Below are 26,726 nucleotides of genomic sequence, written 5' to 3'. Positions count from 1 at the left end.
AATTGTAGTGATGATATTTCACCAAATTACTGGGAGCATCTTAAATTAATTCGGGCTCTTTTTGAACTGGTTCCTGATGTATTCAAAGCGAAATTATTATGGGTCGGACCCTGAGGGATCCCCACAAATCTATCCTGGAGAAATAGGGGTCAGACCTCGATTTTGTTTTTTAAAGTTCAGCAGAGTTGCTCTTTAAAAACATGATTTATTTTTTGTAATTATTCCAATCTGTTGGGCTTTTGAAGGGCGGCTAAGCTGTAAGCTCCTATCCAGTTAGGGGTTTATATGGCTCGCCGTCCTAGAGTTTTACTGCCGGATATCCCGTTGCATATTATTCAGCGGGGAAACAATCGGTCTGCGTGTTTTTATTCAGATGAAGACTATAATTTTTTACACTGATACATTAGCCGTGCTTGCTGAATTGTATGGCTGTAAAGTTCACGCATTGTGCTTGATGACAAATCATGTTTAGGAAATAGGGGGCAGACCACGGTTTTGTTTTTTGGAGTCCAGCAGAGTTGCTCTTTAAAAACATGATTTATTTTTTTAATTATTCCAATCTGTTGGCCTGTTGAAGGGCGGCTAAGCTGTAAGCTCTTATCCAGTTAGGGGTTTATATGGCTCGCCGTCCTAGGGTTTTACTGCCGGATATCCCGTTGCATATTATTCAGCGGGGAAACAATCGGTCTGCGTGTTTTATTTAGATGAAGACTATATTTTTAGAAGAATAGTGGTATGACCCCTATTTTCCCCGAATAAAGGGGGGGCGGTGAAAGCCCCAACTAACTTGGTGTGGGCCTACGGCGATGGAAAAGTGGTAGTTGCTCCGAGATCCCCTTCGAATCCAAATTGCCCGGACTTATCGAAGCAAGGTGAGTTCAAAACTTTTAATCCAGGTAAGCCATAGTGTCTATTTCATTAGTTGTGTGCGAGCGATGCGGCGGTGGTTTGGTAAGTTTTGAGGAAAACAGCGCTAAAGGGCTAAGTTGTTCAGTTTGTGACTGGTCGTTAGTTACTACTAACATGTCAGGTATTAGGGTTGATGAAGAGGTATATGAAGTATTTTGTGTTGGTGATTATAGAAATAAATCACATATAAGGGCTGTGTCCGAGGTGTTCGGCTCTAACTTTTTACAGTCCAGGGATTTACTTCAGCAGGGCATGTTTAGAATTTTTTCTGGAAAGGCTGTAGACGTATTAAGAGTTCGAAAAATTCTTGCTGAAGTTGGAGTTGAGTATATAATTAAACCCGATTTTATCTGGGTTTGATGGCATAGATGCAAAAGAAATACAGGCTGGGGCTGGCAGGAATTGGAATGTTTTGGACGAGATTGCTAGCCTCAACGTGGTAACGCAATCCACTCCTACAGCTTGCGGTGCTGCCTGTTGTGAGATGCTGTTGTGTGATATCTGTCATCTTTCCGCCTGAGATGAAAGTGGCCAGTACCAATTCGCCACCCTCTAAGCACATTGGGGCTACGGTACGAAACATGATGGCGGTGAAAGGGATCAGGCCACGGATTTATGTTTTTTTGAGGTCAACAGTGTTAATAGTGGTCTGACCCCTATTTCCTCCCTGCAAAGGTGACATAGCCGCTGCCGCAGAAAAGGCTGAGTTGAAATCTTTAACCGTAAGAGCCATAGATGATAAAACAGGACTTCCGAAAAGCTATTACTGGGAGTCAGGTATGAAGTCTATTAAGGAGAAAAAATAGATGATCATCGGAGGGTATACCCTTAGTCCTGAGCACGGCAGATCGCAAATCCCTCTCATTGATCAGCCGACCATGGAAGATGTAAGGTCCATTATATGTGAATATAGTAAAGTCGACGGCGTCGCTTCGTTGTCTATTTCCCCGGCGCCTGAAGCCGGACCTTACGAAATCAATCTTTATGCTGATTCTGGAAATTATATTCTGATGCTGAACCAATACCTTGATGATGGTGAGCATGTTGTGCGTACTCTTAATAATACGTCGACTGGAGCAAAATTGGTTGATGTTCTGGGCGATTACTATCCGGAGAGTTTTGTCACAAGAAATATAGAAATCGTTATTTCTTGTTTTCAAGAATTTTTGAGGTCCGGTGATGTAAGCTTTGCAGTGTTGAATGCTTAAAGTAAAAAAAGGAAATAGGGGTCAGACCACGGTTTTGTTTTTTGGAGTTCAGCAGAGTTGCTCTTTAAAAACATGATTTATTTTTTGTAATTATTCCAATCTGTTGGCCTGTTGAAGGGCGGCTAAGCTGTAAGCTCCTATCCGGTTAGGGGTTTATATGGCTTGCCGTCCTGGGGTTTTACTGCCGGATATCTCGTTGCATATTATTCAGCGGGGAAACAATCGGTCTGCGTGTTTTTATTTAGATGAAGACTATATTTTTAGAAGAATCGTGGTCTGACCCCTATTTTCCCTAATATTTTCAGATCAGGGGCGTCAACCGGTATAAAAAGCATGCAGGTAGGTCTGCGGAATCCGCAACAAGTGGATCAGATTAAAAATGATATGCTATCTAATAACTATAGGTTTACAGCCCCAGAAGGACGCATTGCTGGCTATATAGACAGCAAGGGCACTTATTATATCTCTGAGGGGAATCATCGGATGGTCGCTGCCCAAGAAATATTTAAAAAGACAGGCGATGCTTCTTTTATAGATAAATTACTGAAAAATGGATCTTGGACTCAGACGAGAAATGCCCCAGCTGGGGCCCAGTCCATGCCGGTGAGAAAATGATGATTGCACATATGAAAAAAAATGAAATATACGTCAGGATGTTTTCTCTAGCGTTGCCTTATATAAGAAATATTCAGACTCTTGAGAAAAAAATAAAGGGTAAAGATAGGTCTTGTTATTTTGGAGCAGAGTTAGTGCATAACCTTGCCAGTAGTTTGTTGAGTTCTGAGTTTTCCGAGCATGACATATGGTTTTTAAATCATCAGGCTAAGTATTACTTTGATAATTGTAGTGATGATATTTCACCAAATTACTGGGAGCATCTTAAATTAATTCGGGCTCTTTTTGAACTGGTTCCTGATATATTCAAAGCGAAATTATTATGGGTCGGACCCTGAGGGATCCCCACAAATCTATCCTAAGCTTTGAGGAAATAGGGGTCAGACCACGTTTTTCCGTTTTTCGTTTTTTAGAGTTCAGCAGAGTTGCTCTTTAAAAACATAATTTATTTTTTGTGACTTTTCTGTTGTTGTCGTCCTCGGAAGAATAGTGGTCTGACCCCTGTTTTTCTGAAAATTGTTACACCGAAGGCAGTGCCACCGGTATTGCAGCCTGTCAGAAGCATTGAATGAGGTCAGTATGATTGTTCAAGAGACGGGGCGAGAGCCTGTAACGGTGTATGGTATCTATTGGATTGAGGGTGAACGGTTTTATTGGGTGATTCCCTATGAGGGGTACGGGGGGCTAATGTCGCTTAGCCATAAAGATATTTCAGTGATTGACGGTTCCTTATCAAACGATTTGTTTTTCTATAAGGACGGTCATGGGCGAGATATGATATTGCATTGGGCTGCAGAAGATATTATTGACGATTTGGTTGATTGCAATCCATTTGCTATGACGGATTTTATGAGTCGTTTGGACGTTTGAAATTTTCCGAGTTCTGCCGGTTGGGTCGGTAGGCGTCGGCGATGCTTACTGATCGTTACAGTGACGAGCTAATGGGCTTCGTTATTGCCTGTCTGTTTTGTGAGGCTATTAGTAGGTTTGAATTCCAAGAGTTGTGTGCAGCTGCTCTGGGGTTAGGGGGGAGCCCCCAATTTTATTTGACCTGATGGAGTTTCATGAGGCGATTTTTAAAATATATAAAGTGATCGGCTACGTGCCTTCATGGGAGCACCGATGAATCCTGCGACCGGGAAGCCGGGTATCGGTCCAGGAGACACACATATCCCTCTTCCTCCTGATTCTTTACCGCTCATTCGTCGTTGAAATCATGGATTAAATTAGGGTGATATATGAGCATGTTGTCAGAAGATTTTGATTTTCTACTGCTGTCCGGCTGTTATTTGGAAATGATTTCTTTTGGAGTCCGTATCACCAGGCTAGCCTTTTCGAGGCCGCAGACGTTCCCTGGTGTATCTCCATATAAAGTTTCTTTCTGCGTAGAAGCTGGATTGAAGTATCGAATTGGAAATGTCGTTGGTCAACGTGATTTTGCTGACTCGTCAACCAGTGCGCCCTTGTTAGACTTTTTGTTAATGGACGTTCAGTCGGTTGAGGAAGTTAAGCCTGCTACGCTACAGATAACCTTCTGTACGGGAGATAAAATTTTAGTCGAGCCTGACGATACAGGTGATTGCGAATCCTACTCAATTTATCTTGATTCCGGTGACGTGATCGTAATATGACGCTGGAGATAAGATGGAATCATAACGAGCGGTTTTATTCTTTTTCAGAAGTTGCGTTGGTGGCGATAGACTAAATAAATTTATTGCGGTTGATTGCTTTTAGCTAGTGGGTTAGTGTGAAAATAGGGGTCAGACCACTATGCAAAGGGGACAGATTTATTTAAGTAAATAGCTGTTAATAAATCTGTCCCCTTTGCAATACAGCACTACCCTCTTACCGGAGCAGAGCTAAAGAGTTGGGGGCAGCAATGAGCGTGGAAGACATAGTGGCTGACAGACTTGGAAGAGTAGTTGCTGATGGATTTGATATTTTTAAAATATCAAAAGAGGCACTTGATATTTACCAAGATCCAAACCTTTCTCTCACGAAAGCTTTAGACATTGCGTTGTTGTCACTAATGGCAATGGTCGAAGTGCCAGAGTTTGAGATGACAGAAATAGAATTTTATGATTTTCTATCTGATATTCGACAGATGTAGTTTTCATATACCCAACTTGATCAAGCACTATCGACACCGGCCTTGCGCCGGTGTTTTGAGGAAATAGGGGTCAGACCACGTTTTTCGTTTTTTAGAGTTCAGCAGAGTTGCTCTTTAAAAACATGATTTATTTTTTGTAATTATTCCAATCTGTTGGCCTGTATTCCGCTCGCACCTATCGGCACCTTGCCCGAAGAGCAGACGTAGAAGCATTCATCGGTGAGCACTCGTCAGCGGAGTTGGCGTTGACGGAATATAACGTGCGGTCGGTCAAAGGGTTCTATGTTTACCATGGGGTTGAAGGCAGCGTGCCCAATGAAGATTACCCGGTGGGCTATGAGGGGCAGAGCCAGATAGGGGATTATTTCAGGTATTTGCTGCCGACTATTGCGGCGAGCATTGAGGATATACCGGCGCCACTCAGAGGGTGCATCGCGGTGTGTGAGTCGTTTGAATTTTCTGAACTGTCTTTTTGGTCCAGCGATTTGGTTGATAAGTATTTTCGTACCTTGTATGGGTGACGTTGCGCGTATCAGTTGGGCGGCGCCAGGGCCGCCCGGCTTTTACTCAGGATGGGTCGGCACGGAGCCTGCGCATGATGACATCCAGCAAATCACACCCATCACGCAGCGGAATAGCCAGCAATTGGGCGAAGTCTTGAAGCACCACGGCATCACTGCTGAGCTGTTCGCGGAAGGCCAGGTTTTCCAGCAGTTGCGTGACGGCGCGAATCCGGTACGCGGCGGCGTCGTGGAGCACGTCGAGGGGCGCACTGGTGTCGATAAGCAGAGCGGGGACGGTGCAGTCGTGGCCCGTTAGGGGCATGTATTGGTTCATTTTCAGTACTCTGTTGGTGGATTAAGCCACCACGCATTCGTCGCCAAACGAATGGGTGGCAGCTGTACGCAGGTTGGCGAACCGGAACAGAGTAACCGGCAGACCCGAAGGTCTCCCGCGCACAGCCGCCATAACATGCACAGCTTTGCGGGTGCAAAAACACCTGCATGGAAGCGGGTTGCTTTTGCACTCTGTTGTCAGGTCGCCAAACCTGATCGCCATATGGGCGACGGGCCGGACTATAAGCCCCGCACCCAAACCCACGCAAGGCATCAACGCCCTGACTCAAACCCCTGCGTCCTATCCCCAACCCCCACCGACGCCAACGCTTCCCGCCGTCTGCTCACGGGTATTACGCAAATCCCCAGTCGTTTCGGGAAGCGTCCTACCGCAAAAGGAACCATTTCCCTCAAGCCCGGGTCTTTACCCCGCCCACCCGCAACCGGTCGGGCTGTATGGACTGCAGCGTTTTCAAAATACATTAAGGATTAATGTGAACCTCACCTCCCCAACCCCTTTTCTGCCACCACCGGCTGCGGTGCGTTTGCTCGCGCCTGCGTTTCAGAAAGGCGCCTTGGGAGCATGCACTCGGATCAAGTGATCCTTCGCTCAGCACACCTACGGCCGCCGGGCTTATTGGCGGCTTTGACTGTAGTTCATGGAGTTTGAAATGAAGCGTAAGCCGTTCCAGAAAACCCTGTTGGCCTTGATGGTCAGCGCAGGCGCCGCGCACGTTGCTGCGGTGGAATTTGACGTCAGCAGCGGCCAGAACAAGTGGAAAGGCCAGGTGTTCAACGAGCCTGTGACCTTGGTCGGTTCGCGCAATGTGGTGGCCACCCAGCGTTATGTCGATGGGGCGAGTGTTGCCGAGACCGATATTCAGGGCTCGCTGATCAACCGCGCCGACTACACCATCGATGGCAGTGGCCTCAACATTCGCGGGTTCGTGGTGGATGGTGCGATTGACTCAGATCTCAGAGCCCGTGGCGGCATTATCACCGGCGATGTGGTTCAGTCCGGTGTGATCAGGCTGACCAACCAGACCTGGGCCGAAGGGTTTGAGGTAGGCGCCGCCACCGTCGGCGGCAACGTGATCAACACTGGCACCATCATCACCGTCGACGTGCCGGGTTCCGGCCCCGAGAGCGACGGCGAGGGGATCTACCTCAACGGCACCACCGTAGGCGGCGATGTCGTCAACTCCGGCCTGGTGGACGTGACGTCCTACTACGGCTTCGGCCTGATCCTGGACACCCACAACAATTTGCCGGTGACCGTCGGCGGCAAGATTATCAACTCCGGCACTATTCGCGTCACCGGTGAAGAGGCGCTGGGCATTGAGGTTGAAACCGACACCAGTGACCTGCGCATTGAAAACAGCGGGTTGGTGACGGTCAATGGCGGCCTTGCCAGAGCGGTGCGGTTCGACTCCGGTACTTACGACTATCTGCTCAACACCGGCACCCTCGAAGCCAATGGCGCCAACGCGGTCGCTGTCAGCCTGCGGGGCGCGACCTTTACCTTGAACCCACAGACGGGCGCGCGCGGCATCGTCAACCGTGGCCTGATCAAGGCCGACAGCACGGCGATCCTGGTGGACGCGCGGTACCAAACCTCGCCTTTTGAAATCAACCAGCAAGCCGGCGAGATCCGCAGTAACGCCGGCACCGCCATCGACGCCGCCAACCTCGCCACGCTGAACTGGACCGGCGGCAAAATCACCGGCGACCTGCTCAACTTGAGCGCGGTGAATGTCGCAGGCCAGGCTGATTTCGTCGGCCAGCGCATCATCGCGCCGGTCTCGGTCAACGCCGGTTCGTTGAACCTCTCTGCGCCGGGCACCACGATCACTGGCGACCTCAACGTCGCCAGCGGCGCGGGCATTGATATGCACTTGGCCGACAGCGTGGTGCCGACCACGCCGTACCTGACGGTCAACGGCACGGCCAATTTTGCCCAGGCCTCAAAGCTGACCGTGAGCGCCAACCCTGGCGACTTTACCCGCACCAACAACGGCACCCAGTACACACTGCTGCAAGCCAGCAGCGTGCAAAACAACGGGCTGTCTGTTGCCAGTTCTTCATCGCTGCTCAACGTGCTCAGCTACTCGGCGGATGCCCAAACGGTCAAGGCTGTCGTCGCAGTTAAAGACAACCAGCAAGTGCAGCAGGAACTTACCGGTGCGGGTGCCACCGCCGCAGCGGCGACGGCGGTCAATACCTTCAAGAACGAGGTGCTCGGCGGGCTGAACCAGAAAGACCCCGTGTTCCAGTCCCTCGCCAACGCCGGTACTGCGCAACAGCTTGCTCAGGTGAGCGAGCAGCTCAAGCCAGACGTCAACCGTGGCGCGCTGGATGTGGCCTTGTCGGGTCAAACCGTGATCAACGGCGCGATCTTCAACCGCCTCACTGATCAGCGCGAAGGCCATCAAACCGGCGGCGTGTGGGTGCAAGGCCTGAGCAGCAACATGGACCAGGACGGCCGTGGCGGCAACAACGGCTACTCGGCCAACAGCAGCGGCATGGCGGTGGGTGTGGACGGTCGCTTGAACGACACCACCCGCTTGGGCGTGGCCTACAGCTACCTCAACTCCAACATCCATTCCGACCTGGGCAACAAGACTGACGTCGAGGGCCACGCGCTGTCGCTGTATGGCAACTGGGCGCTGCAAAACTGGTTTGTCGACGGCAGCCTCAGCTACGGCCACAACGACAACGACAGCAAACGCCATGTGGCAGGCACCACGGCCAAGGGCAGCTACGACAGTAATGTATTGGCGGCCAGCGTGATCGGCGGTTATAGCTTCAAGCCGTCGCAGGCGGTGGTGATCGAGCCGCGCGTGGCGGCGCGTTATGCCAACGTGCGCATGGATGGCTACGACGAGAAGGGCTCTTCGGCAGCGCTGAGCACCCGCTCGCAACGCTATGAAGTGGGTGAGCTGGGCGCCGGCTTGCGGTTGGCAGGCAACCTGCCGATGGGTGCTGGCAAGCTGCAACCGGAAGCAACCCTGATGGCCTATCACGACCTGATGGGCGATCGCGTCGCGCAAACCTCCAGCTTCGTGGCGGGTGGCTCGCCATTCACCGTCACCGGCGCTTCGGTGGCGCGTGACAGTTATGAAGCCAGCGTGGGCGTGAACTACCAGGTGTCGGACTTTACCGTGGGCGCCAGCTACACCCGCCAGGCGCGCAGCGGGTTTGACGCCGATGGCGTAATGCTCAAGGCGCGGTATGCGTTCTAAGCCAACACCTTAACCCTGTGGGAGCGGGCTTGCCCGCGATAGCGGTAGATCAGTCGATACTTGAGGTGACTGAAACACCGCCTTCGCCAGCAAGCCCGTTCCCGCATGTGGATTTGAGTACGCGGGCGCGTTCTGCTGTCAGAACAGCTTGCGCTGCACCGCCTCGTCCAGTGTGCTGCGCGTCAGCGCTTCAACCACTTCACCCGTGTTCGCCTGGAACGGGATGCCCAGAATCAGCACCAGGTGCATCCAGGTGCGCACGGATTCGCTTTTGCTCACCCGGCCCAATTCTTTGCCGTCCTTGTCCTTGAACACCGTTTCCATCGTGAAGGTGTTTTTCGCCGTGGACGGAATAATGAAGAAGGTGGCACCGGTAATGATCGCCGAGGCCATGCTGAACTGTTCGTTGTTATACAGCTTGGCGTCGGCGTAAATGTCCGAGTCCACTTTGTCAGTGCTTACCCGCGCAAAGCGGTTGGACTGGCGGAAGGCATCCGCCACAGCTTTTTCCCATAGCGCTGCCGGGGCGCCGGCGGCGGCGTTGGCGGGGCCACCGTTGACTTGGTTCAGCGCTGTGGTGCGCACAAATGCGCTGGGTTTCTGTGCTGGCGCGTTGGCGGTCGGCGGCCAGGTCTGCACCGGCGGCAGTTCGTGTTGCGAGTAGGACACGCAACCGCTCAGCAAGATCGCGGCGAGGACCAGGCTGTGCTTGATCAATCCTTTCATGTGTTGCTCCTTGAATTCAGGGTTTGGCCAGTTTGGCGGTAGCGGTGTCGAGCAGTTGCGCGACCAGGTTGTTCAGCTGCTGGGCGCCCATCGACGGTGCCCAGTATTCGCCGCCATACAGACCGACGTTGTGTTCGAACTTGAGCGCTTGCTCGGCCGTGGCCAGTTCTTTGCCGTTGCGGTCGACGATCACCAGGTTGCCGGCCACGTCGAAGCTGTCGACGTAGATCGGCCCGTTGACCCAGATCCAGATCGTCAGCGTCAGCAGTGCGCCGGGTATGTAGGCCGGGTGCGGTGCGCGATGGCCCTTGAGCGAGGTCATGTTGAATTTGAGCACCACGTCGTTTTCTTCCAGACGCGTGGGGTACTCGGTGACCTGCTTGAAGTAACCTGCCGCGCGCATGTACTGGTTGAGCTGGGCCGTGAGCGAGCGGCTGATCGCAGTTTTGTTGGCCTCGTTGACGTCGGCGGCGTTCACCGTCACGTCAGCGATTTGTGCACTGCGCGGGCTGCTGGCGGCAGCCGGGTGGAGCGGGGCACCGATGGGGCCGGTGACGGTGTAGGAGACGCAGCCGGTCATCGACAGCGTCGCGATCAGGGCCGCAGCCCTCAGGAGGGTGTTCAACACGCAATATCCCTATTTAATGAGCAAGCCAAGCCAGTGTCTCGACCGGTGGCTGTGTAACTTGAGGTGGGCGCGCAGCTTAGCAGGCTGCCGTTGGGCGGCGAACTTCACTGTGGCGGCAAAACCGCTTGAGTACATCGGGCAACCCCGTAAAATGCCGCGGCACTGGCTACATCGCATTTTTCAAGGACGAATCAAGCAATGCGCACTTCTGTTTTTCTCCCCGTCACCTGCCTGATGGCTGGCTGCACTTTCCAGTCGGACCGCTGCGCGCCGGCCATCCTTGCCAAAACACCTACCTGCTGGCCCGACACGTTTGATGTTGAGGTGCTGGGCAAGGTCGCGCGTTTTTTCAGCAAGTTCTGATCGCCGCGACCGCGTAGTTGACGTACACAACAGTCCCTCCCGCGGGTTCACCCGCTGCAACCGCGGACCTCTCACCCTAGGAGCACCCTGTGAAAACACTGTCCAAAATCCTGTTGTCTGGCCTCACCGCCGCAGCGCTGCTGACCGTGGCCGGTTGCGCCACGGAGAGCAACCGCGCGATGCCGGTGGAGCAAGTCGCCAGCGCCAACGTCGCCTACTCCGGCGTGCGTGTGCCGATTGCCGTGGGCAAGTTCGATAACCGCTCCAGCTACATGCGCGGCATTTTCTCCGATGGCGTCGACCGCCTCGGTGGCCAGGCCAAGACCATCCTGATCACCCACTTGCAGCAGACCAACCGCTTCAGCGTACTGGACCGCGACAACATGGGCGAAATCTCCCAGGAAGCCGCGATCAAAGGCACCGTACAAAAGCTTAAAGGTGCTGACTACGTAGTGACCGGCGATGTGACCGAGTTCGGCCGCAAAGAGACCGGCGACCGCCAGCTGTTCGGCATTCTCGGCCGTGGCAAAACCCAAGTGGCTTACGCCAAAGTCGCGCTGAACATCGTCAACATCAGCACTTCCGAAGTGGTGTATTCCACCCAGGGCGCCGGTGAATACGCGCTGTCCAACCGTGAAGTCATCGGCTTTGGCGGCACCGCCAGCTACGACTCCACCCTTAATGGCAAGGTCCTGGACCTGGCCATGCGCGAAGCCATCAACCGCCTCGTCGACGGCATCAACGCCGGCGCCTGGAACCCGCGCAACTGATCAGCAGCACCTCAAGGAGCAGTACACGGATGAGCAAGGCAGTGAAGTTGGCACTGATGCTGACAACAATCGCGACGGTCGCCGGGTGCCAAACGGCGCCCCAACCCCTGTATCAGTGGGAAAGCTACCAGCCGCAGGTTTATGAGTACTTCAAGGGCGAGCCCAAGGAAGCGCAGGTTGAGGCGCTGGAGCGCGATCTGCAAAAGATCAACGCCAGTGGCCGCAAGGCGCCGCCGGGTTACCACGCCCACCTGGGCATGCTGTACATGACCATGGGCAAGGATGACCAGATGGTGCAGGAGTTTCGCACCGAGAAGGCACTGTTCCCCGAGTCTGCTTCCTACATGGACTTTCTGCTGAAAAACGCCAAGACCGGAGTCGCCACCAAATGAGCCTGTTAAAACTCACGGGCGCCTTGCTGGCCCTGGCCTTGCTCGGCGGTTGCGCAGCGCCCAAGACCATCGATTACACGGCATACAAACAGGCGCGGCCAAAGTCGATCCTGGTACTGCCGCCGATCAATGAGTCGCCGGAGGTGCAGGCGTCCTACAGCATGGTGTCGCAGGTGACTTACCCGCTGGCCGAAGCGGGCTACTACGTGTTGCCGATTGCCCTGGTGGACGAAACCTTCCGCCAGAACGGCCTGACCACCGCCAACGACATCCAGGGTGTGGCACCGGCCAAGCTGCATGACATCTTTGGTGCGGATGCGGCGCTGTACATCACCGTCAGTGAGTACGGCACCAAGTACATGCTGATCTCCAGCGACACCTCGGTGACGGCCTCGGCCAAACTGGTCGACCTGCGCACCGGCACCACGCTGTGGACCGGCTCGGCGCGGGCGTCGAGCGAGGAGGGCAACAACAATGGCGGCGGCCTGGTGGGCATGCTGATCACGGCGGCGGTCAAGCAGGTGATCAACAGCTCCACCGACGCCGCGCACCCGATTGCCGGCATCACCAGTGCGCGCCTGTTGTCGGCGGGGCAACGCACCGGGATTCTGTACGGGCCGCGTAACCCGAAGTACGGCACCGACTGATCCGGATACGGAAAACACTGCGGCTCCAATGTGGGAGCTGGCTTGCCTGCGATAGCGTCACCTCGGTTTAACTGAAAAACCGAGGGCTTTGCATCGCAGGCAAGCCAGCGTCTACACACTTGCACAGTGATCGAGGTGTTATCCGACTCCGGTTTAACCCGAACCCTCCACACCTTGCGTCTGACCTTGTGAACGGATCATTCATTCACGAGGTTCAGCCCATGTCCCGTCCGCTGCTTTTCCTGCGCCCTGCTGCCCATGGCTTTACCGTTACGTTGCTGGTCGCGTTGGCCGGTTGTGGGTTGTCTTCTTCGCGTGATGCCGCCAAGCCTGAGCACGCTGCACCTGTCGCCGAACTGCAACGCGCGCCGGTACAGGGTGCGCTGAGCAAACGCATGCCGATGCCGGCGCCAATGGCCATGCGCATGGTCAGTCAGGATTCAGCGGCGATGGCCTACCGCAGCGAACCCCGCGAGCGCGACGCAAACCTGCCGGACAACCCGGTGCACCGCGTGGCCGAAACCCCCGTCTCGACCTTCAGTGTCGATGTCGACACCGGCAGCTATGCCAACGTAAGACGCTTCCTCAACCAAGGCCGTCTACCGCCTGAAGATGCTGTGCGATTGGAGGAAATGGTCAATTACTTCCCCTACGACTACGCACGCCCCACCGACGGCTCGCCGTTTGGCGTGACCACAGAGATCGCCGCCACACCGTGGAACCCGCACACTCAGCTGCTGCGCATCGGCATCAAGGCGTCCGACCGCACCGTCGCGGAGTTGGCGCCGGCCAACCTGGTTTTTTTGGTGGATGTGTCCGGTTCCATGGACCGCCGCGAAGGCTTGCCCCTGGTGAAAAGCACCCTGAAGTTACTGGTGGACCAGCTCCGCGACCAAGACCGCGTGTCGCTGGTGGTGTATGCCGGTGAGTCCCGCGTAGTGCTCGAACCCACGTCTGGCCGCGAAAAAGCCAAGTTGCGCAATGCCATCGACCAACTGACGGCGGGCGGCTCCACGGCCGGCGCATCCGGCATCGAACTGGCCTACCAGATGGCCCGCGCAGGCTTTATCGACAAAGGCATCAACCGCATCCTGCTGGCCACTGACGGTGACTTCAACGTGGGCATCAGCGACTTCGACAGCCTCAAGCAGATGGCGGCCGAGCAGCGTAAAAGCGGCGTGTCGCTGACCACCCTGGGCTTTGGTGTGGATAACTACAACGAACACCTGATGGAGCAATTGGCCGACGCGGGCGATGGTAACTACGCCTACATCGACAACCTGCGCGAAGCGCGAAAAGTACTCGTCGACCAGCTCAGTTCAACCCTGGCCGTCGTGGCGCGGGATGTGAAATTGCAGGTGGAATTCAACCCGGCCCAGGTCAGCGAGTACCGACTGCTGGGCTATGAAAACCGCGCCTTGAAACGTGAGGATTTCAACAACGACAAGGTGGATGCCGGCGAGATCGGCGCAGGGCATACCGTGACGGCGTTGTACGAAATTGTCCCGACTGGCCAGAAAGGCTGGCTGGAACCGTTGCGCTACGCCGCTGCGCCAGTGGCTGAAAACAAACCGGCTGAGTTGGCGATGCTGCGCGTGCGCTACAAGCCTGCGGCGGGCGGTGACAGCCAATTGATTGAGCGGCCCATCGGCAACCAAGCGACCAAGGCCAGCGACGACCTGCGCTTCTCGGCAGCTGTGGCTGCCTTCGCCCAACAGCTCAAGGGCGATGGCCGCTACACTGGCAGCATGAGTTTGCAGGACACCGCCGCACTGGCCCGCTCGGCCCGAGGCGATGACCCGTTCGGGCTGCGCAACGAGTTCGTGCAACTGGTAGAGCTGGCGCAGAGTCTTAAGCATTAACGACACTCAATGTGGGAGCGGGCTTGCTCGCGAAAGCGGTGGATCAGTCGGTATATCTGTTAACTGACACTGCGCATTCGCGAGCAAGCCCGCTCCCACATTTAGAGCGATTTCGACTGTAAGAAAGGAGTTCGCCCACTACATGGCCGTGCCCGATAATTCACCCAGCGACGAAGCGCTGCTGGCCCGCTACCGAGCCGGAGACGGCGCCGCGTTCGAGCTTTTGTACGCGCGCCATCGCCAAGGTTTGTACCGGTTCCTGGTGTCCCTGAGCAACAAGGTCGAACTGGCCGAAGAGGTGTACCAGGAAACCTGGCTCAGCCTGATCCGCAGCACCACCCAGCCACAAGGTCGGGCGAGCTTTCGTACGTGGTTGTTCCAGATTGCCCGCAACCGCCTGATCGATCATTGGCGCAAGCACGGTATCCACAACCCGCTGCACGACAGCTACGATGAGCAACTGCACGCCCAGCCCGACGACAGCGCCGGCCCCGAGCAGCAACTGAGCCTGAGCCGCGACCAGGCGCGCCTCGACGCGGCGTTGCAGGACTTACCCGAGGACCAGCGCGAAGTCTTCCTGCTGCGCCTGCACGGCGACCTCGAAGTGCCGCAAATCGCCGCCCTCACCGGTGCCCCGCTGGAAACCGTCAAAAGCCGCCTGCGCTACGCCCAGCAGAAACTGCGCCGCCTGCTGGCCGAGGAGATACCCGCATGACCGACCCACGACAGACGCCCGACGACGCGCTGCTCCAGCATTTTCGTCAACACAGCCTGGGTGAGCCGCCCGCGTCCCTCGACGCCTTTATCCTCGCCACCGCCCGCCGCGAAGCTCCGACGCCGCCGCCGAGCCTGTGGCAACGCTGGCTGCACGCCTGCCGCCAGCCGCGCTGGCAGATGGCTTTCGCCACCGTCGCCGGCGTGGCGCTGATGATCGGCCTGGTGATGCGCTCACCCGTGCCGCAGCCGGAGATATCCACCGCGACCTTCTCCGCGCCCCACCCGCAAGCAGCGCGCCCAGTGGTCCAAGCGTATTCGGCGCCCGCGCCCATGACCCGCATGGCTGCCGCACCGCCGGTTCAGGCTGAGGTCGCCGGCGCAATGGCGGATGAGCCGGCCGCGAAACTCAGCAAGCGTGCGTCGGTTGCGCTGCCATCGTTGGAGCAGGGGCTGCAGGAGATTGTGGAGCTGCGCCGGGCTGGAGAAACCAAAGCGGCCGATGAACAGCTGCTGGCGCTGCATAAGCGCTTTCCCAAGGAAGACCTGCCGGCGCGGTTGGAGGCGTTGCAGAAGCGTTAATCGACACCCACAAAAAAGCCCCAGGTCTTTCGACCTGGGGCTTTTTCGTCTGTGTCTGGTGCCCCGGCGTCGTTTGAACTGGAGGCTTTTAGTACCGGTTTATAAGGGTCTGGCTGGTAGTGTTTCGGTTAGGCATACACGTGGGCATACACGGTGCAGCGTACTGCTTCCTCTCACACTCGTTTAGGGCGCTCGATTTAGCCACCATGACGAACGACTGCGGGCGCACCTTGGTAATTCCCCGCACTACGTATCCAACGCTGTTTGTCACAAAAGAAATGGGCTGTGAAGATCGCTTCACCGGGGCTCGCAGGATTAAGTGTGCGAACCTCAACGACCCTCGACCCACTTCCCGTAAGCGCTCGTCCCCATCTTCTCAAAATCTGGAAAAACGCCTGTCTCGACAGCTTGGAAAAAGGCGAGGCAATGACTCCAATCAGAGTTGCTGGGCTCATCCACTACCCAGCAGTCATAACCCAATGACTTCCAGTCAAGGGAAGGGTCCGAGTTGGATACCCGCAGGAGTTCCTCAGCAATGCGTGATGTCCACGCTATTGCCTCCCCCAACGTAGGGGCCGTGACGTAAACGCCGGTGGATGACTCGCAGTCTTCAATGATGCCTTTTTGAAACAACTCCCAGCGTTCGGGCTCGTGGTAAGTGAAGCCTATTAGGAATTTATTCATGTTGAATCCTTGTGGTTCCATCGCCACTAGCATCGCTACCGTGCTTTCGCGGACCTTAGTAATTGGGTGAACCTGGAAATCGCAAGATGTATGTCATCTTGGGTATCTCCGTCCCACTCCTCAACCGTTTCCAACTCGGCTCGTAACCTGGCAATACGCTGTTCGATCTCTGCAATTTCAGGGGCTCCGCATTGCTTAGCGATTGCTTGCCAATCCTCAGCAGAGATTTTTTCCTGAACAGACAAGCCCGACTTGGCATTTTCTATCAGCTTCTGAAGGTTACTCATCTGTGGTCTCGGGCAGGTTGTGAAAAAAGTCGCTGGGGACCCTGAGGATATCTTGAGGACACGGGGCATGAAACCCGCGGGATCGAGTTAGTGGGATGTTCTAGAAGTTACTGAAATTTCAATCATTGAAATTGAAAGAATCTTGAAGAAAAAGGACCATCGTTACAGCTTCGGTAAAGGTGGCTGTATCTGTTGTTGATCGCGAACACCTGCGTGGCGTCAACCATGGTGACGGGTGTCAACCACGTCAACCTGTCAACCAACTTGAAAAATCCAGCCGCTAACACGAACGCGCGGGTTCTATGCCCCGTGTCTATCCGAAATGCCCAGGGTCCCCAGCGGCTTTTCGATTCATAGGGCAAATGTACTGGTGAACAGCAGTTCACTAAGCTGAGCACCTTTTCGCTGACATGATCACGCGGGTTTCCTACCCCGTGACAAAAATTATTTTCCAAGGGGCCTCCGCGTTTTTAAGGTCGCCGACGCGGTTGTGTTTTCTCGCTGGAGGAAACGCCTCTGAGGGGGGCTGGGGTCTTACCTCCTCAAAAACCATGTTACAGGTGTTACGTACGTTACAAACTTCATTAACTATCTGATTTTAAAGTATATATGTTGTGTTACACCGCGATGCTTCGGTAGCGTATACGCGTGTTACATAGCCAATAGGTGTTACATCAACAGCTGTTTTGTGAGAAGCGGTTTACGCTGATTAAAGCGACGGTCATCGGGCCAAAAACTCTTCACTATGAAGTGGCATTTCTGGCCAATTTGAGACATTCGGGATGTTTACATAAACCATCGCGATTCAAATCAACTTTCAACGCTCGACAGATTAGTGATGTGTCGCTAGCTTAGGCTCACATCAATCAAGGAGGATGAAATTGAAATCTTTCAGTCATGGAGTTGAAGAGTTGCGACGTGTCCTAGACTTGGGCCGTCAACACTGGCTGCTTGGTGCTGGGGCGAGCCTGGTGTCAGGTATCCCGCTTATGTACCCACTTACCGATAGGGTTAAAAGCCAGCTGCAGGACTCAGATCTTGAGATTTTCTCGGCGACAATGTCTGACCTTCCTGAAGGTGCTCATGTTGAGCACACGCTGAGCCATCTGGGCGATCTGATAGCATTGGCAGAGCGCTCCAAAAGCAAGACCGCTCATCTTGCAGGTAAAGATATTGACCTGCAGCAGCTAGAAGCTACCTATCGCAGCATCATTAAAGTGATCGCCGTGACTGTGCGATATGGCTTTCGATCGGCATATAACGCTGACCCAGAGCAGATAGGAACATATGAAAACCCAATCGTAGATGTAGATCCTCACGTGAAATTCGTTCGACAGGTATTTGGTGGACGAATCAATTTAGAGCCGCGGTCTCAGGTTGGTTTCATTACAACGAACTATGACACTCTTCTGGAGGATGCACTGGCTATTGAGCGCCGGGTTGCTCTGGATGGATTTTCGGGGGGGGCTATTGCTTACTGGGATGGAGAGAGCATTGATCCTTCAACCAGTACTGGTTATAGAGAGCATAGAGTGTTGAAGCTGCATGGCTCAGTTGACTGGTTTAAAAATACGGAAGTTGGATTGCTGCGTGTAAGATATGGAGTTAAGTATCTCGCGGATCTTGCTGGCACACTGATTTATCCTCAGGCTACAAAATATCTTGAAACCCAGAAAGATCCATTTGCAAAAATATTCGATTGTTTCAGACGAGTGTTACGCTCTCCAGAAAGTCACCTTCTTGCCATAGTGGGTTATAGCTTTGGCGACAACCATATTAATTCTGAAATCGAAAATGCACTGGCAGCCAAAAGCAACAAAACCGTGATCGTGGCGTTTTCGCGTGAGAACAATATTGAAGGGGGCACAGAAGTTTGTTCAATCTTGAAACAATGGCTGGATAATAAAGAGTTTGGCTCGCGCATCTACGTGGCTACAGATAAAGCACTCTATCATGGTAGTTCTAGGTATGTGCAGGAGTTAGGTGGTGGCGATCTTAAATGGTGGACTTTTGACGGTGTGACGAAATTTTTGGAAAGTGGAGCCTTAATATGAGTCCTTTCTTGGAATCAGCAGAGCTCGTCATTGGGAAAGTCATAGAGGTTAGTGGCACCTCAATTCGTGTTGAACTTGATAGCGGATTGTCTGAGTTGTCTCGTGTAATTGATGGCCGTGTGAGCCCCATTGGGCAGCTGGCTAGTATCGTGAAAATACACTATGGTCGACGCCTTCTCTTTGCATATGTTCGCATGCTGCGCATGCGCTCAGAAGTTGCTGCTGAACTAGGGCAGGCACCTATTGGCCCAGGGGACGACTCGCGTGTTTTGGAAGCCGATCTCTTCGCTGAGGGTGTTTGGAACCCTGCCACAAAAAAGTTGGCTTTTTCTCGGGGCGTAGAAAGCTACCCATTACCTCTTCAGGGAGTTTATCTAACAACCGCGAGTGAGTTGGAGCTTATCTTTACAGCTGCAGAGCATGCCGCCGAAGGTGCAGCAATTTCGCCGCTAGTACCTATAGGGGAGTATGTTGGTGGGAACGGTGCAGTGTGCCGTGCAAACCTCGATAAGCTTTTTGGCCAACACTGTGCTGTGCTAGGTTCAACAGGGTCAGGCAAATCCGGTACTGTTGCGGCGATAATCCGTTCCGTCTTGGAGCATCAGACCGTATTGGGTCAGACGATACACCCGAGAATCGTACTAATTGACCCCCATAACGAGTACGCTGGAGCATTTCGAGACCAAGCAACTGTCCTCCGTCCCTACGCTGGAGCAGCTGCTGTAGAGCCGGATGCAGCTCCAGTTGAACCTTTACGCCTGCCTTATTGGCTCATGACTGGCGATGAACTGCGAGGGCTGATTATAGGAAAAACAGAGGCTGAGGCCACCTCTCAAAACAATATCGTTTATAAAGCGCTTAAGCATGCACGCATGGTCACTGCTGGCATCGTAGAGCCACTCCCGGCAGAACCCGAAGGTGATTTTTCTTCACCGCTGGTAGCCGGGAAAACCGAAGAGGATATCAGCGGATTCGACCGTGATAGGCCATTTCGATATGAGCTAAATGAGTTCGTAAAGCATATAGACCAAGTACAAGGAAGGAAGCCTGGTTCCACTACGAAAGCCTCAGCTACGGAAAGAAAATCCATCGAGTCCATTTTGGACAAGTTATCTGTACTCCGAACTGATCCGCGCCTTCGATTTTTGATGCGAGAAGACCCAACGGATACGCTCGAAACCTCGATACTTCAATTTACTGGTGCCGGGGCTAATGGAAGCACCCTTAAGCTTGTAGATGTATCAGGTGTTCCAAATGAGGTTGCAGGCACACTTGCAGCAATGATCTGCCGCCTTTTGTTCAATTATAAAGTTTGGCAGACCAAGGCCCAGCGTTTGCTTGATCCCCTGATGATTGTTTGTGAAGAAGCGCACCGTTATGTTCCCGACAGGGGAGAAGCTCAGTATAGAGAAGCTCAGGAGGCGGTAAGGCGAATTGCGAAAGAGGGGCGCAAATATGGCCTTGGGCTGATGCTCGTATCACAACGGCCCTCGGACGTAGAGAGCACTGTGCTTTCACAATGCAATTCATGGGTAGTGCTGCGTCTAACTAATGGTAGAGATCAGGAGCATGTCTCAAAATTTCTACCTGACTCATTAGCAGGTATTACGAAAATTCTATCCTCATTGGCGCGACGTGAGGCGATTTTTGTCGGGGAAGCAGCAGCATTGCCCGCAAGGGTCAGAATCAGGGCTCTTGAGCTCCATCAGTTGCCAGATTCTAATGACATCAGCTTTGTTGAGGGGTGGTCAACTGCTCCTTTGGACGCTGCGACGGTCGAAGGCATTACGGCAAGATGGCTTGCGATTGATTGAATGCAAGAGATGGGCGTTCATTCTGAATCGGCCTTGAACTCATAGGCACCCGTTGTCCGCTTCTGGCCGGTAGGATGCACCCGTTGCTTTTAAAGCGGAAGGTCCGGAAAGCTGTCGTTCTGCAGCCGACAGCTTTGTTCTTCCGAACCTAGCCAAGAGGTGACGCTTATTGTTCACCTGGCAACGCTACGGCCCCCCTTAACTGGCACTCGCTGCAATATTTATGGAAGCGTCATTCCTGTATGAACACAACAGATGAAATTCACGCTAAGGCTCTACAGGACGCCATGTTATCCCTTGACCCCTCAGGTCCAGAAGGATTTGAGGGGTTGCTTGGAGTCATCTTGGGTGAGATCACAGGGCAATCTTTCCGTCTCGCGAAGTCAGGTACGCAGCGAGGACGAGACGGCGACTCGGCGTTCGATGGCGGTGCCACATACTTTGAGGGCAAACGCTACAAAGAAGGTCTCTCGAAAAACGATATTGCGACAAAGCTTTTTGACGTTGCGAACGACGACGCCGGACTAGTGGATCTTTGGATACTCGGAGCAACGTGCGAGGTGGCATCCCAAACAGTCGACGATGTGCGTAAGTTTGCGGCCAAGAACGGCTTTGGTATCGCGGTATTGGACTGGTCAAATTACGATCTCGGATCACTGCTCGTTGCTACCGTTGCGGCAGGTTTAAAATCCAAAGACTTTATCAAACAAGGACTCACCGGAACCCTTGGCGCGAGTTTTATCGCACCCGCTATTAACGCAATCGACCACTTTGAAAAACATGAGGATTATCCCTCCAGGGCGAGTGCGCTTAGAAAATCACTCGCCACAGATGTTGGGTTGGGCCACGCCAAGACACTCAACCAAGAATGGCTTGGACGGTTATTCACAAACAAAGTACAGGCGCGCGCCGAACTCGGCCAACCCCTCTCCCCATTTGATCCATCCAGTCCTTCGGCACTCGACCGACCTGAGCGAGCGCTTCTTACAAAGGCATTCTCCGGCGCTCCAGAGAGCGAAATTTACGCAATTGTCGGCGAAGAGGGAGTCGGCAAATCCTGGTTGGCTGTACAGGGCTGGAATCTGTCCAGTCCCAAGTCACTTCTCGTCCTTTGTCCTGCCGACGATTTGATCGAAGATGATGCAGAAGACTTCGATGACTTCCTAATTCGCAAACTGATCCGTCAGACAGATGAAAATGTTACGCCGCAAGTGGTCGCGCGTTGGAAGCGGCGCCTCAATGGTTGGCGCGCGCGCATCCCGGCAACCTCCGTCCGAGTAACTCTCATAGCTGACGGACTCAACCAACCGCTCAAGTCGAACTGGGGACGCTGGCTTGATCGCGCCGCGCTACGCTTGAAGGAGCTGGGCGGCTGCCTGGTGGTCACTACCCGCACGCAGCACTGGGCGGATCTCAAAAAAACGCTGTTTTGTGGCGTAACGACGATCACGCTCGCCGAGTGGTCCATCAACGACGTGAAACAGATATTGGGTAGTCGCGGCATCGACTTTTCCAATACCAGGATCGAGGTTCTCGAATCTGTTCGCAATCCCCGGCTTCTTGGTATCGCGGTAGAGCTGATAGAGGCCAAGGCCATCGAGCTTTTGGATGAACTAAATGTTGGGCGGCTGCTCTTTGAGCATATGCGCAGGATGGAGCAACATGGGGCGGCTGCAGTTTCGGCGCTCGCATTTGCTGACCTTTTGAAAGGCCTTGCAGCGAAGGTATTGGCTCGAGCGAATACGCAGGATACAGATGACCTTAGGCTATTCGATGTCGTCCAAGAAGCTCAACTCGAAGCTGTTGCATCGAGCCGGTTCTTCTCCTCGGTGAAAGGAAGCGCGTCACAGTATGAGATAAACCTCGATGGTCTAAACCTGGCACTCGCGCTCTACCTCGTCGGCCAACTCGAACGCGAGTTGCGCAACGGCCGTGACCCACGAGAAAAGCTAGCGACAATACTGGAACCGATCAGCGCACTTGATGAAACGGCCAAGGTTATCTTGCTTGCAACGCAGATCGCTTGCCTTGAAGATGAAACGAGCCCCGAGATACGCTCAGCGCTGATCGAAAAATTCGTGTCACTGCAGAATCTTCCGAACAGCCAGGTCGACGCCTTCGCCGTGCTAGCAAAATCGGCTCCGCTCGCCTTCCTGCAAGCCGCTGAATATGTACATCTGTCTCCAGAGCACATCGCCAGTAAAGAGTGGCTGCTTTACGCACTGCTCAACCGGCGCGACGAGCCAGGTGTCTGGCCGAATATTCTTGAATCAACGAAGCGGTGGCTTTCCTTCTATTCGCTCGCACCAGAACGTGGAATGCATCGGACGTTGGGCCATGAATCGGTCACTCAGGCTGACGAAGAGCGCAATAGGGTCTTAGCTAACATTCGAGAACGTGAGGCCGCCCTTACTGAGGCCGAGCGCTCCTTCATGACTGCGAATCTCGTGTTAGCTCCGCAACCCATGTTCGATGGTATAGGACGCTTTGCTCTCTATCTTCTGGCTGGTATGCCGTTAGAAGAGATCGCAACCTACCTTGTCCGTTGGCGGTTCTCTGTCGCGCTCAATGCATCAACGTCGGTGCCATATGCAGAATTCGACCAGGTTCTTCACTACAACCGCGTCGACTGGCAGGAAACTCGATCAGCAATCCTGAAAGAACTGGAAGCGCTGCCGGCGGAGCGCTCGTCCAGCGTGGGGACATGGACGCGTGTTGGTATCCTTTACGGCACCGGGGACGCCGCCGACGCAAAAGAGGGGGCACGTATCCGCTGCGAGCTCACACGCGGCCAAGAACGCTTTGAAGGCTTTTCTATCAAAGAAAATTACAGCGCTGTTGATCCCTGCGATCCCGGCACCGTTGAGCCAGAGAACGTTACCGCGACAGCCCACAACTATCGACAGATAGACCCAGAAAAAATTGCCATGAGTCGGGGAATGGCCCAGGAGGACCATTTCTTCCGCCGCGCCCGCGCCGGTGTCGCGCGCTTTGTACCTGATGCCGCGATACACGCACACCGTGCGCTCGCGACCGAAGTGCTCGGCCGCAGTGGGCATACACGGCTCCTAGGTATATTGGTGCTTATACGGCATAGCGCGGCCCTAACAAAAGATCTTGCCCAACGTTTCCTTTCGGCCTCTGTATCTAGCACCGCATGGCGTAAAGACATGGAAGGCGATAGGGACGAATTCCTTACAGCACAGTTTTCTGCGCTCATCGCATTGCCGCATTTTACAGCCGCCGAGCAGTTAGACGCGATCGCGAAAATGCAGGGCGATACCCTCCTGCTGGAACTACTCTCATGCGTGCGGAGTGTCACAGAGGAAAAAGTGGAAGAGGTGTTGGAGGGGGTTCTGCAGAGTGGAAACGAGCATGCGCAGACGGCAGTTTTTGCCTCAATCCACTACTCCAAATCGCCCCTCACACCGCGCGCTGCTGTTATTGTCAAAGGCTTCATCCGATCTCCATTCAAAAATCTCCGGCATGAAGCGCTCGCCCTCGCCGCATCCAGCGGCGACATTTCATTACTACAAGAAGTCTTAGATAGTGGATGGAGCGCGCAAAAGCCTAACAGTCGCGACAGCAGTTTCGAGGACTGGCACGGTTCCACCGCGATATTGAAAGCATTGGAAGCTGGTCTGATAGAAACGGGACCTGCGCTTGATCGAATGAACGTGTCTCACTACGGGTTCGCCGCCGAAATGCTACATGCGGAAAACGTTGGCGCCATCGCCACACGCATCGAAGCTGCGCTTGTGAAAGCGTTGGGCTATGAAGGTAACGTGGAGTTGCCAGAGATCGAGACTGGGACGCCTAAAGTGTCCGACCTCGTGCCTCCCCTGGTTTCGTTAATAGAGCGGACACCGTCGGAAAGCGACTTTGTGTCCCAGATGAGTCGGCTTTCGGAAACGAATGAACAGTTCGACGAGCGTCAACGCCGCATGGACCACGCCTATGAACGCTTTGCCAGTGAGCTCACTGCTGTAGAGTCAGACTTAATACTCTCCGACCTCACGTTCGACGGCATCAAATCGATCATAGGACAGGATGTTGATCGCGATGAGCGCTGGCTCCGAATGTTGGCCGCCACCTCCGATCAAAAACTCCGTCATCTTCACCATGTCGCCCTGCAGGTGGCGGTCGCGCTGTGCGCAAGCGGCAATCAGTTAGCGCCTGAGTTTATTACCCGCATTTTGGCATTGGATCCAACCATACGTCGTGTCACTGGCGCTACAAAAATTCCTATAGAGGCCATTATCCTTTGGAGCAACACTTCTAGCCCGGCGGTGATGAACATCTGCAAAAGGCGCCTCCGAACACCGCATAGCGACAGCGAAATTGCGCGCGAGGTCATCGCGGCCCATCTCTGCGGAAAGGTGGAGGCTTTACAGACCTACATTGACGAGCTTCTCGCTACGAACCGGCCTTACGAGACAGCGCTTGCGCTCATGATTGCAGGCTTTTGCGACGATAGCGCTCACGCTGATGCGGTTCTGTCTCGCTTCGACGAAGCTGAAGGCTTCATTGGTAAGGCCCACGCAGCCGCAAGCGATTCGTATGCAAGGAATGTTTGGGCAAAAACTTGGTATGCAAAGATGCTAAATGCCCAGCAGCAGGAGGATTTCTGGAGCGCGTCCGTTCTGTTTATAAAGATCGTTGATGGCCGTTTTGACATATGGTCAGAATCTTCGATAGCACCCACAGCCATCTTCACGGCGTTTATGCCGACGATAAGTCTGGAGATCAGCAACAGAGCAATTAAGGTCCAGAAAAAGCGCCAAGAGAAGCTGTTCGGTGAAAAAGCTCCCGCATCGGTAATGTTGGGTTCCTAATAATGATGTGCGAATTGCGAGGCAGCTAGCATGGCCACTTTGGGCGGTAGGTGTTGACTTCGCGAGCGGCCGAGATGAGAGCAACAAAGCAGCGACAGGAGATCTTACCTCTATGTCTACTTCTGGCTGTAGCGACCAGTAGCTAAAGGGTCGCTACCGGTAAGAAACGAATCAAGTCTGAACCTTTGGTTTGTAAGGATAGTATCTAGCGAAGCGGAAGCGGTTTAAGCGTCCGCTTTTTCATCATGCTCCCGTTATTTCGAGTTTACGGTCAATCAAATCAAGCTCTGCCTTGATTGCATTAATCGTGAGCGTCTCAACTTTTGTGTCAGTGTTTGCTCTTGCTTTGAGTTTTTTCATACCAGTCATGCCGACGATTATCCCCTTTAAATGGATCTTCCGGGCCTTTAGGTAATCAGGCATCTGTGCGCTGTTCTGAGGTGGTTTGTTCATGGTCAGACCGATGGTAGGCCCGAAGTAACCGGCCCTCGCCGGTTGCCTCGGGGTAGGTATGGGTTAGGCGGCCAGCAGATCAATCAGGCTGTGTTGGTGTGAGCGATCCACGAGTTCGCGCCAGGTCCAGCTTCCAAAGTGCTCGCCCTGTTCAGGGATATCCAGCTTCATCAGTGCAACCGGGTCACGACTAATCAGGTTGCGTGCTGCCCACAGCTTGCCGCCAGTCTCCAGCAGTGTTTTCGCGGCCTCATTCCATTGTTCTTCCAGCACAGTGTTCGCCAGGTGAGCCGCTTTATTCTCGATCTCGGTGCGTTCCTTTTGTGCCTCTGTGATGTGCAGATCAATCGTCACTAGCTCTTGTTCCAGGGCGGTGATAAGCAGTTGTTGACGGCGGTGATGCTCAACCGCGGCGGTTAGGTTCTTTGCTGCCTTTTGAGCTTCTGCGTTAGCAGCTTTCTCGCCCTCCACATCGCCCCAAGCGACAGCCTGCGCGTAGGCGGTGGCTGCATCCGTTTCAGCTTGTCGAGCTTTCGCCATGTCTTCCTGATCGCTGTGGCGGACCTGCTGCAACCGGGTCTCGATGCTGCTGCGCTTTTCGTTGAGCTCCATCTCGTCTGCTTTCCAGTTCGCCATATCGCTGAGATAGCCCGCAACTAAGCTCTCGCGATTCGCCAATGCCTCAAGGCGATCAATCTTCTGGTTCAGTGTGCTGATCTCGAGATTTCGCGATTCGATGCGTCTTTTGTGATCGTTGATTTCATCTTGCACTGCGCGTTGACGGCCTTGCTGGATAGCCTCTGGGCTCACCAGCGCTTCTTCGAAGGGCGCCAGGTCGCGCTGAATGCTCTCCATTTCGAGGGTCAGTGTGTCGCGGCGGTCTTTCAGTTCTTGGATAGTGTTCATCTGTATTGTCCTGGGCACTGCGGTTGATAGGGATGGTTGTCGAACGGCTGGCGAGGCCGGGAATGAGCCGGCGCTACCTCGATCAGCAG

At 54.0% G+C, this 26,726-nt stretch carries 27 protein-coding genes; 20 read left to right on the top strand and 7 right to left on the bottom strand.

Annotation, left to right across the window (positions count from 1 at the left end):
* Nucleotides 1-906: 906 nt before the first annotated feature.
* From AACV02_RS28270 to AACV02_RS28235, 9 genes are all read left to right on the top strand, one after another.
* Nucleotides 907-1,269 (top strand): hypothetical protein, encoded by a 363-nt coding sequence (locus AACV02_RS28270; protein ID WP_157986818.1) that lies wholly within the window; start codon nucleotides 907-909, stop codon nucleotides 1,267-1,269.
* A 320-nt stretch (nucleotides 1,270-1,589) separates the two neighbouring features.
* Complete coding sequence (locus AACV02_RS31040) at nucleotides 1,590-1,715, top strand: cytidine deaminase-like fold-containing protein (protein ID WP_442962373.1); 126 nt, start codon at nucleotides 1,590-1,592, stop codon at nucleotides 1,713-1,715.
* Entirely contained in the window at nucleotides 1,716-2,117 is a 402-nt protein-coding gene (locus AACV02_RS28265) for a DUF6911 family protein (RefSeq protein WP_119738319.1), read from the top strand.
* A 333-nt stretch (nucleotides 2,118-2,450) separates the two neighbouring features.
* Nucleotides 2,451-2,732, top strand: coding sequence for a hypothetical protein (locus tag AACV02_RS28260; RefSeq protein ID WP_157986817.1), 282 nt, complete (start codon nucleotides 2,451-2,453; stop codon nucleotides 2,730-2,732).
* Nucleotides 2,729-3,070, top strand: a complete 342-nt coding sequence (locus AACV02_RS28255; RefSeq protein ID WP_119738316.1) for a zinc ABC transporter substrate-binding protein — start codon at nucleotides 2,729-2,731, stop codon at nucleotides 3,068-3,070. Before AACV02_RS28260 ends, AACV02_RS28255 begins: the two co-directional genes overlap by 4 nt.
* A 241-nt stretch (nucleotides 3,071-3,311) precedes the next feature.
* On the top strand, nucleotides 3,312-3,602 hold the full coding sequence (locus AACV02_RS28250; protein ID WP_106577329.1) for a hypothetical protein: 291 nt from the start codon (nucleotides 3,312-3,314) through the stop codon (nucleotides 3,600-3,602).
* 374 nt (nucleotides 3,603-3,976) lie between these two features.
* On the top strand, nucleotides 3,977-4,363 hold the full coding sequence (locus AACV02_RS28245) for a hypothetical protein (RefSeq protein ID WP_157986816.1): 387 nt from the start codon (nucleotides 3,977-3,979) through the stop codon (nucleotides 4,361-4,363).
* A 248-nt stretch (nucleotides 4,364-4,611) separates the two neighbouring features.
* A complete protein-coding gene (locus AACV02_RS28240; RefSeq protein ID WP_119738314.1) occupies nucleotides 4,612-4,842 on the top strand; it encodes a hypothetical protein in 231 nt (76 codons plus the stop codon).
* Between the two features lie 260 nt (nucleotides 4,843-5,102).
* Nucleotides 5,103-5,363 (top strand): hypothetical protein, encoded by a 261-nt coding sequence (locus AACV02_RS28235; protein WP_119738312.1) that lies wholly within the window; start codon nucleotides 5,103-5,105, stop codon nucleotides 5,361-5,363.
* Between the two features lie 46 nt (nucleotides 5,364-5,409).
* Here AACV02_RS28235 and AACV02_RS28230 read toward each other — a convergent pair whose 3' ends face one another.
* Nucleotides 5,410-5,667: a hypothetical protein gene (locus AACV02_RS28230; protein WP_119738310.1), complete on the bottom strand. Its 258-nt coding sequence runs from the start codon at nucleotides 5,665-5,667 to the stop codon at nucleotides 5,410-5,412.
* Nucleotides 5,668-6,349: 682 nt separating this feature from the next.
* On the opposite strand from AACV02_RS28230, the gene AACV02_RS28225 reads away from it, so the two are divergent.
* Nucleotides 6,350-8,920, top strand: a complete 2,571-nt coding sequence (locus AACV02_RS28225; RefSeq protein ID WP_119738308.1) for an autotransporter family protein — start codon at nucleotides 6,350-6,352, stop codon at nucleotides 8,918-8,920.
* A gap of 138 nt (nucleotides 8,921-9,058) precedes the next feature.
* Here the strand turns inward: AACV02_RS28225 and AACV02_RS28220 are convergent, their stop codons facing one another.
* The gene (locus tag AACV02_RS28220) at nucleotides 9,059-9,646 is read right to left on the bottom strand and encodes a hypothetical protein (protein WP_119738306.1); all 588 of its coding nucleotides are present in this window, start codon (nucleotides 9,644-9,646) and stop codon (nucleotides 9,059-9,061) included.
* A gap of 16 nt (nucleotides 9,647-9,662) precedes the next feature.
* Nucleotides 9,663-10,274 (bottom strand): hypothetical protein, encoded by a 612-nt coding sequence (locus tag AACV02_RS28215; protein ID WP_119738304.1) that lies wholly within the window; start codon nucleotides 10,272-10,274, stop codon nucleotides 9,663-9,665.
* Between the two features lie 198 nt (nucleotides 10,275-10,472).
* Between AACV02_RS28215 and AACV02_RS28210 the strand changes: the two genes are divergently transcribed.
* The 7 genes from AACV02_RS28210 (at nucleotide 10,473) to AACV02_RS28180 (ending at nucleotide 15,604) form a co-directional block, all read left to right on the top strand.
* Complete coding sequence (locus AACV02_RS28210) at nucleotides 10,473-10,637, top strand: hypothetical protein (protein ID WP_157986815.1); 165 nt, start codon at nucleotides 10,473-10,475, stop codon at nucleotides 10,635-10,637.
* 89 nt (nucleotides 10,638-10,726) lie between these two features.
* Nucleotides 10,727-11,407, top strand: coding sequence for a CsgG/HfaB family protein (locus tag AACV02_RS28205; protein WP_010214228.1), 681 nt, complete (start codon nucleotides 10,727-10,729; stop codon nucleotides 11,405-11,407).
* Nucleotides 11,408-11,436: 29 nt separating this feature from the next.
* Entirely contained in the window at nucleotides 11,437-11,799 is a 363-nt protein-coding gene (locus AACV02_RS28200) for a DUF4810 domain-containing protein (RefSeq protein ID WP_106577341.1), read from the top strand.
* Nucleotides 11,796-12,446 carry a DUF799 domain-containing protein gene (locus AACV02_RS28195; protein ID WP_106577342.1) on the top strand — a complete coding sequence of 217 codons (651 nt, stop codon included), beginning with the start codon at nucleotides 11,796-11,798 and terminating at the stop codon, nucleotides 12,444-12,446. The genes AACV02_RS28200 and AACV02_RS28195 overlap by 4 nt, the downstream gene beginning before the upstream one ends.
* 221 nt (nucleotides 12,447-12,667) lie before the next feature.
* Nucleotides 12,668-14,308, top strand: coding sequence for a vWA domain-containing protein (locus AACV02_RS28190; RefSeq protein ID WP_119738302.1), 1,641 nt, complete (start codon nucleotides 12,668-12,670; stop codon nucleotides 14,306-14,308).
* Between the two features lie 142 nt (nucleotides 14,309-14,450).
* The gene (locus AACV02_RS28185; RefSeq protein ID WP_119738300.1) at nucleotides 14,451-15,023 is read left to right on the top strand and encodes an RNA polymerase sigma factor; all 573 of its coding nucleotides are present in this window, start codon (nucleotides 14,451-14,453) and stop codon (nucleotides 15,021-15,023) included.
* The gene (locus AACV02_RS28180) at nucleotides 15,020-15,604 is read left to right on the top strand and encodes a hypothetical protein (RefSeq protein WP_119738298.1); all 585 of its coding nucleotides are present in this window, start codon (nucleotides 15,020-15,022) and stop codon (nucleotides 15,602-15,604) included. Before AACV02_RS28185 ends, AACV02_RS28180 begins: the two co-directional genes overlap by 4 nt.
* Before the next feature lie 330 nt (nucleotides 15,605-15,934).
* Here AACV02_RS28180 and AACV02_RS28175 read toward each other — a convergent pair whose 3' ends face one another.
* Together AACV02_RS28175 and AACV02_RS28170 are read right to left on the bottom strand one after the other, a co-directional pair.
* Nucleotides 15,935-16,288 (bottom strand): hypothetical protein, encoded by a 354-nt coding sequence (locus AACV02_RS28175; protein WP_157986814.1) that lies wholly within the window; start codon nucleotides 16,286-16,288, stop codon nucleotides 15,935-15,937.
* A gap of 35 nt (nucleotides 16,289-16,323) precedes the next feature.
* Nucleotides 16,324-16,575 (bottom strand): hypothetical protein, encoded by a 252-nt coding sequence (locus AACV02_RS28170; protein ID WP_074848328.1) that lies wholly within the window; start codon nucleotides 16,573-16,575, stop codon nucleotides 16,324-16,326.
* Between the two features lie 881 nt (nucleotides 16,576-17,456).
* On the opposite strand from AACV02_RS28170, the gene AACV02_RS28165 reads away from it, so the two are divergent.
* From AACV02_RS28165 to AACV02_RS28155, 3 genes are all read left to right on the top strand, one after another.
* Nucleotides 17,457-18,629, top strand: coding sequence for an SIR2 family protein (locus AACV02_RS28165; RefSeq protein WP_157986813.1), 1,173 nt, complete (start codon nucleotides 17,457-17,459; stop codon nucleotides 18,627-18,629).
* Nucleotides 18,626-20,443 carry an ATP-binding protein gene (locus tag AACV02_RS28160; protein ID WP_119738290.1) on the top strand — a complete coding sequence of 606 codons (1,818 nt, stop codon included), beginning with the start codon at nucleotides 18,626-18,628 and terminating at the stop codon, nucleotides 20,441-20,443. Before AACV02_RS28165 ends, AACV02_RS28160 begins: the two co-directional genes overlap by 4 nt.
* Before the next feature lie 242 nt (nucleotides 20,444-20,685).
* Entirely contained in the window at nucleotides 20,686-25,278 is a 4,593-nt protein-coding gene (locus tag AACV02_RS28155) for a hypothetical protein (protein WP_119738288.1), read from the top strand.
* Nucleotides 25,279-25,521: 243 nt separating this feature from the next.
* Here AACV02_RS28155 and AACV02_RS28150 read toward each other — a convergent pair whose 3' ends face one another.
* Both AACV02_RS28150 and AACV02_RS28145 read right to left on the bottom strand, forming a co-directional pair.
* Nucleotides 25,522-25,731, bottom strand: a complete 210-nt coding sequence (locus AACV02_RS28150) for a hypothetical protein (RefSeq protein WP_256680475.1) — start codon at nucleotides 25,729-25,731, stop codon at nucleotides 25,522-25,524.
* A gap of 63 nt (nucleotides 25,732-25,794) precedes the next feature.
* Nucleotides 25,795-26,637 carry a chromosome segregation protein SMC gene (locus AACV02_RS28145; RefSeq protein ID WP_119738283.1) on the bottom strand — a complete coding sequence of 281 codons (843 nt, stop codon included), beginning with the start codon at nucleotides 26,635-26,637 and terminating at the stop codon, nucleotides 25,795-25,797.
* Nucleotides 26,638-26,726: the final 89 nt, after the last annotated feature.

Origin of the sequence: Pseudomonas sp. Larv2_ips, from assembly GCF_963879675.1 — a bacterium.
Lineage (GTDB): Bacteria > Pseudomonadota > Gammaproteobacteria > Pseudomonadales > Pseudomonadaceae > Aquipseudomonas.
Note: the sequence above shows the minus strand (reverse complement) of the source record. Positions and strands in the feature narration are given on the sequence as shown.

Bases quoted from the DNA above. Each gene is read 5' to 3' on its own strand.
- AACV02_RS28265 (WP_119738319.1), top strand. From the start codon at position 1,716: ATGATCATCGGAGGGTATACCCTTAGTCCTGAGCACGGCAGATCGCAA.
- AACV02_RS28260 (WP_157986817.1), top strand. From the start codon at position 2,451: ATGCAGGTAGGTCTGCGGAATCCGCAACAAGTGGATCAGATTAAAAAT.
- AACV02_RS28255 (WP_119738316.1), top strand. From the start codon at position 2,729: ATGATGATTGCACATATGAAAAAAAATGAAATATACGTCAGGATGTTT.
- AACV02_RS28250 (WP_106577329.1), top strand. From the start codon at position 3,312: ATGATTGTTCAAGAGACGGGGCGAGAGCCTGTAACGGTGTATGGTATC.
- AACV02_RS28245 (WP_157986816.1), top strand. From the start codon at position 3,977: ATGTTGTCAGAAGATTTTGATTTTCTACTGCTGTCCGGCTGTTATTTG.
- AACV02_RS28240 (WP_119738314.1), top strand. From the start codon at position 4,612: ATGAGCGTGGAAGACATAGTGGCTGACAGACTTGGAAGAGTAGTTGCT.
- AACV02_RS28230 (WP_119738310.1), bottom strand. From the start codon at position 5,667: ATGCCCCTAACGGGCCACGACTGCACCGTCCCCGCTCTGCTTATCGAC.
- AACV02_RS28225 (WP_119738308.1), top strand. From the start codon at position 6,350: ATGAAGCGTAAGCCGTTCCAGAAAACCCTGTTGGCCTTGATGGTCAGC.
- AACV02_RS28220 (WP_119738306.1), bottom strand. From the start codon at position 9,646: ATGAAAGGATTGATCAAGCACAGCCTGGTCCTCGCCGCGATCTTGCTG.
- AACV02_RS28210 (WP_157986815.1), top strand. From the start codon at position 10,473: ATGCGCACTTCTGTTTTTCTCCCCGTCACCTGCCTGATGGCTGGCTGC.
- AACV02_RS28200 (WP_106577341.1), top strand. From the start codon at position 11,437: ATGAGCAAGGCAGTGAAGTTGGCACTGATGCTGACAACAATCGCGACG.
- AACV02_RS28195 (WP_106577342.1), top strand. From the start codon at position 11,796: ATGAGCCTGTTAAAACTCACGGGCGCCTTGCTGGCCCTGGCCTTGCTC.
- AACV02_RS28190 (WP_119738302.1), top strand. From the start codon at position 12,668: ATGTCCCGTCCGCTGCTTTTCCTGCGCCCTGCTGCCCATGGCTTTACC.
- AACV02_RS28185 (WP_119738300.1), top strand. From the start codon at position 14,451: ATGGCCGTGCCCGATAATTCACCCAGCGACGAAGCGCTGCTGGCCCGC.
- AACV02_RS28180 (WP_119738298.1), top strand. From the start codon at position 15,020: ATGACCGACCCACGACAGACGCCCGACGACGCGCTGCTCCAGCATTTT.
- AACV02_RS28175 (WP_157986814.1), bottom strand. From the start codon at position 16,288: ATGAATAAATTCCTAATAGGCTTCACTTACCACGAGCCCGAACGCTGG.
- AACV02_RS28170 (WP_074848328.1), bottom strand. From the start codon at position 16,575: ATGAGTAACCTTCAGAAGCTGATAGAAAATGCCAAGTCGGGCTTGTCT.
- AACV02_RS28160 (WP_119738290.1), top strand. From the start codon at position 18,626: ATGAGTCCTTTCTTGGAATCAGCAGAGCTCGTCATTGGGAAAGTCATA.
- AACV02_RS28155 (WP_119738288.1), top strand. From the start codon at position 20,686: ATGAACACAACAGATGAAATTCACGCTAAGGCTCTACAGGACGCCATG.
- AACV02_RS28150 (WP_256680475.1), bottom strand. From the start codon at position 25,731: ATGAACAAACCACCTCAGAACAGCGCACAGATGCCTGATTACCTAAAG.
- AACV02_RS28145 (WP_119738283.1), bottom strand. From the start codon at position 26,637: ATGAACACTATCCAAGAACTGAAAGACCGCCGCGACACACTGACCCTC.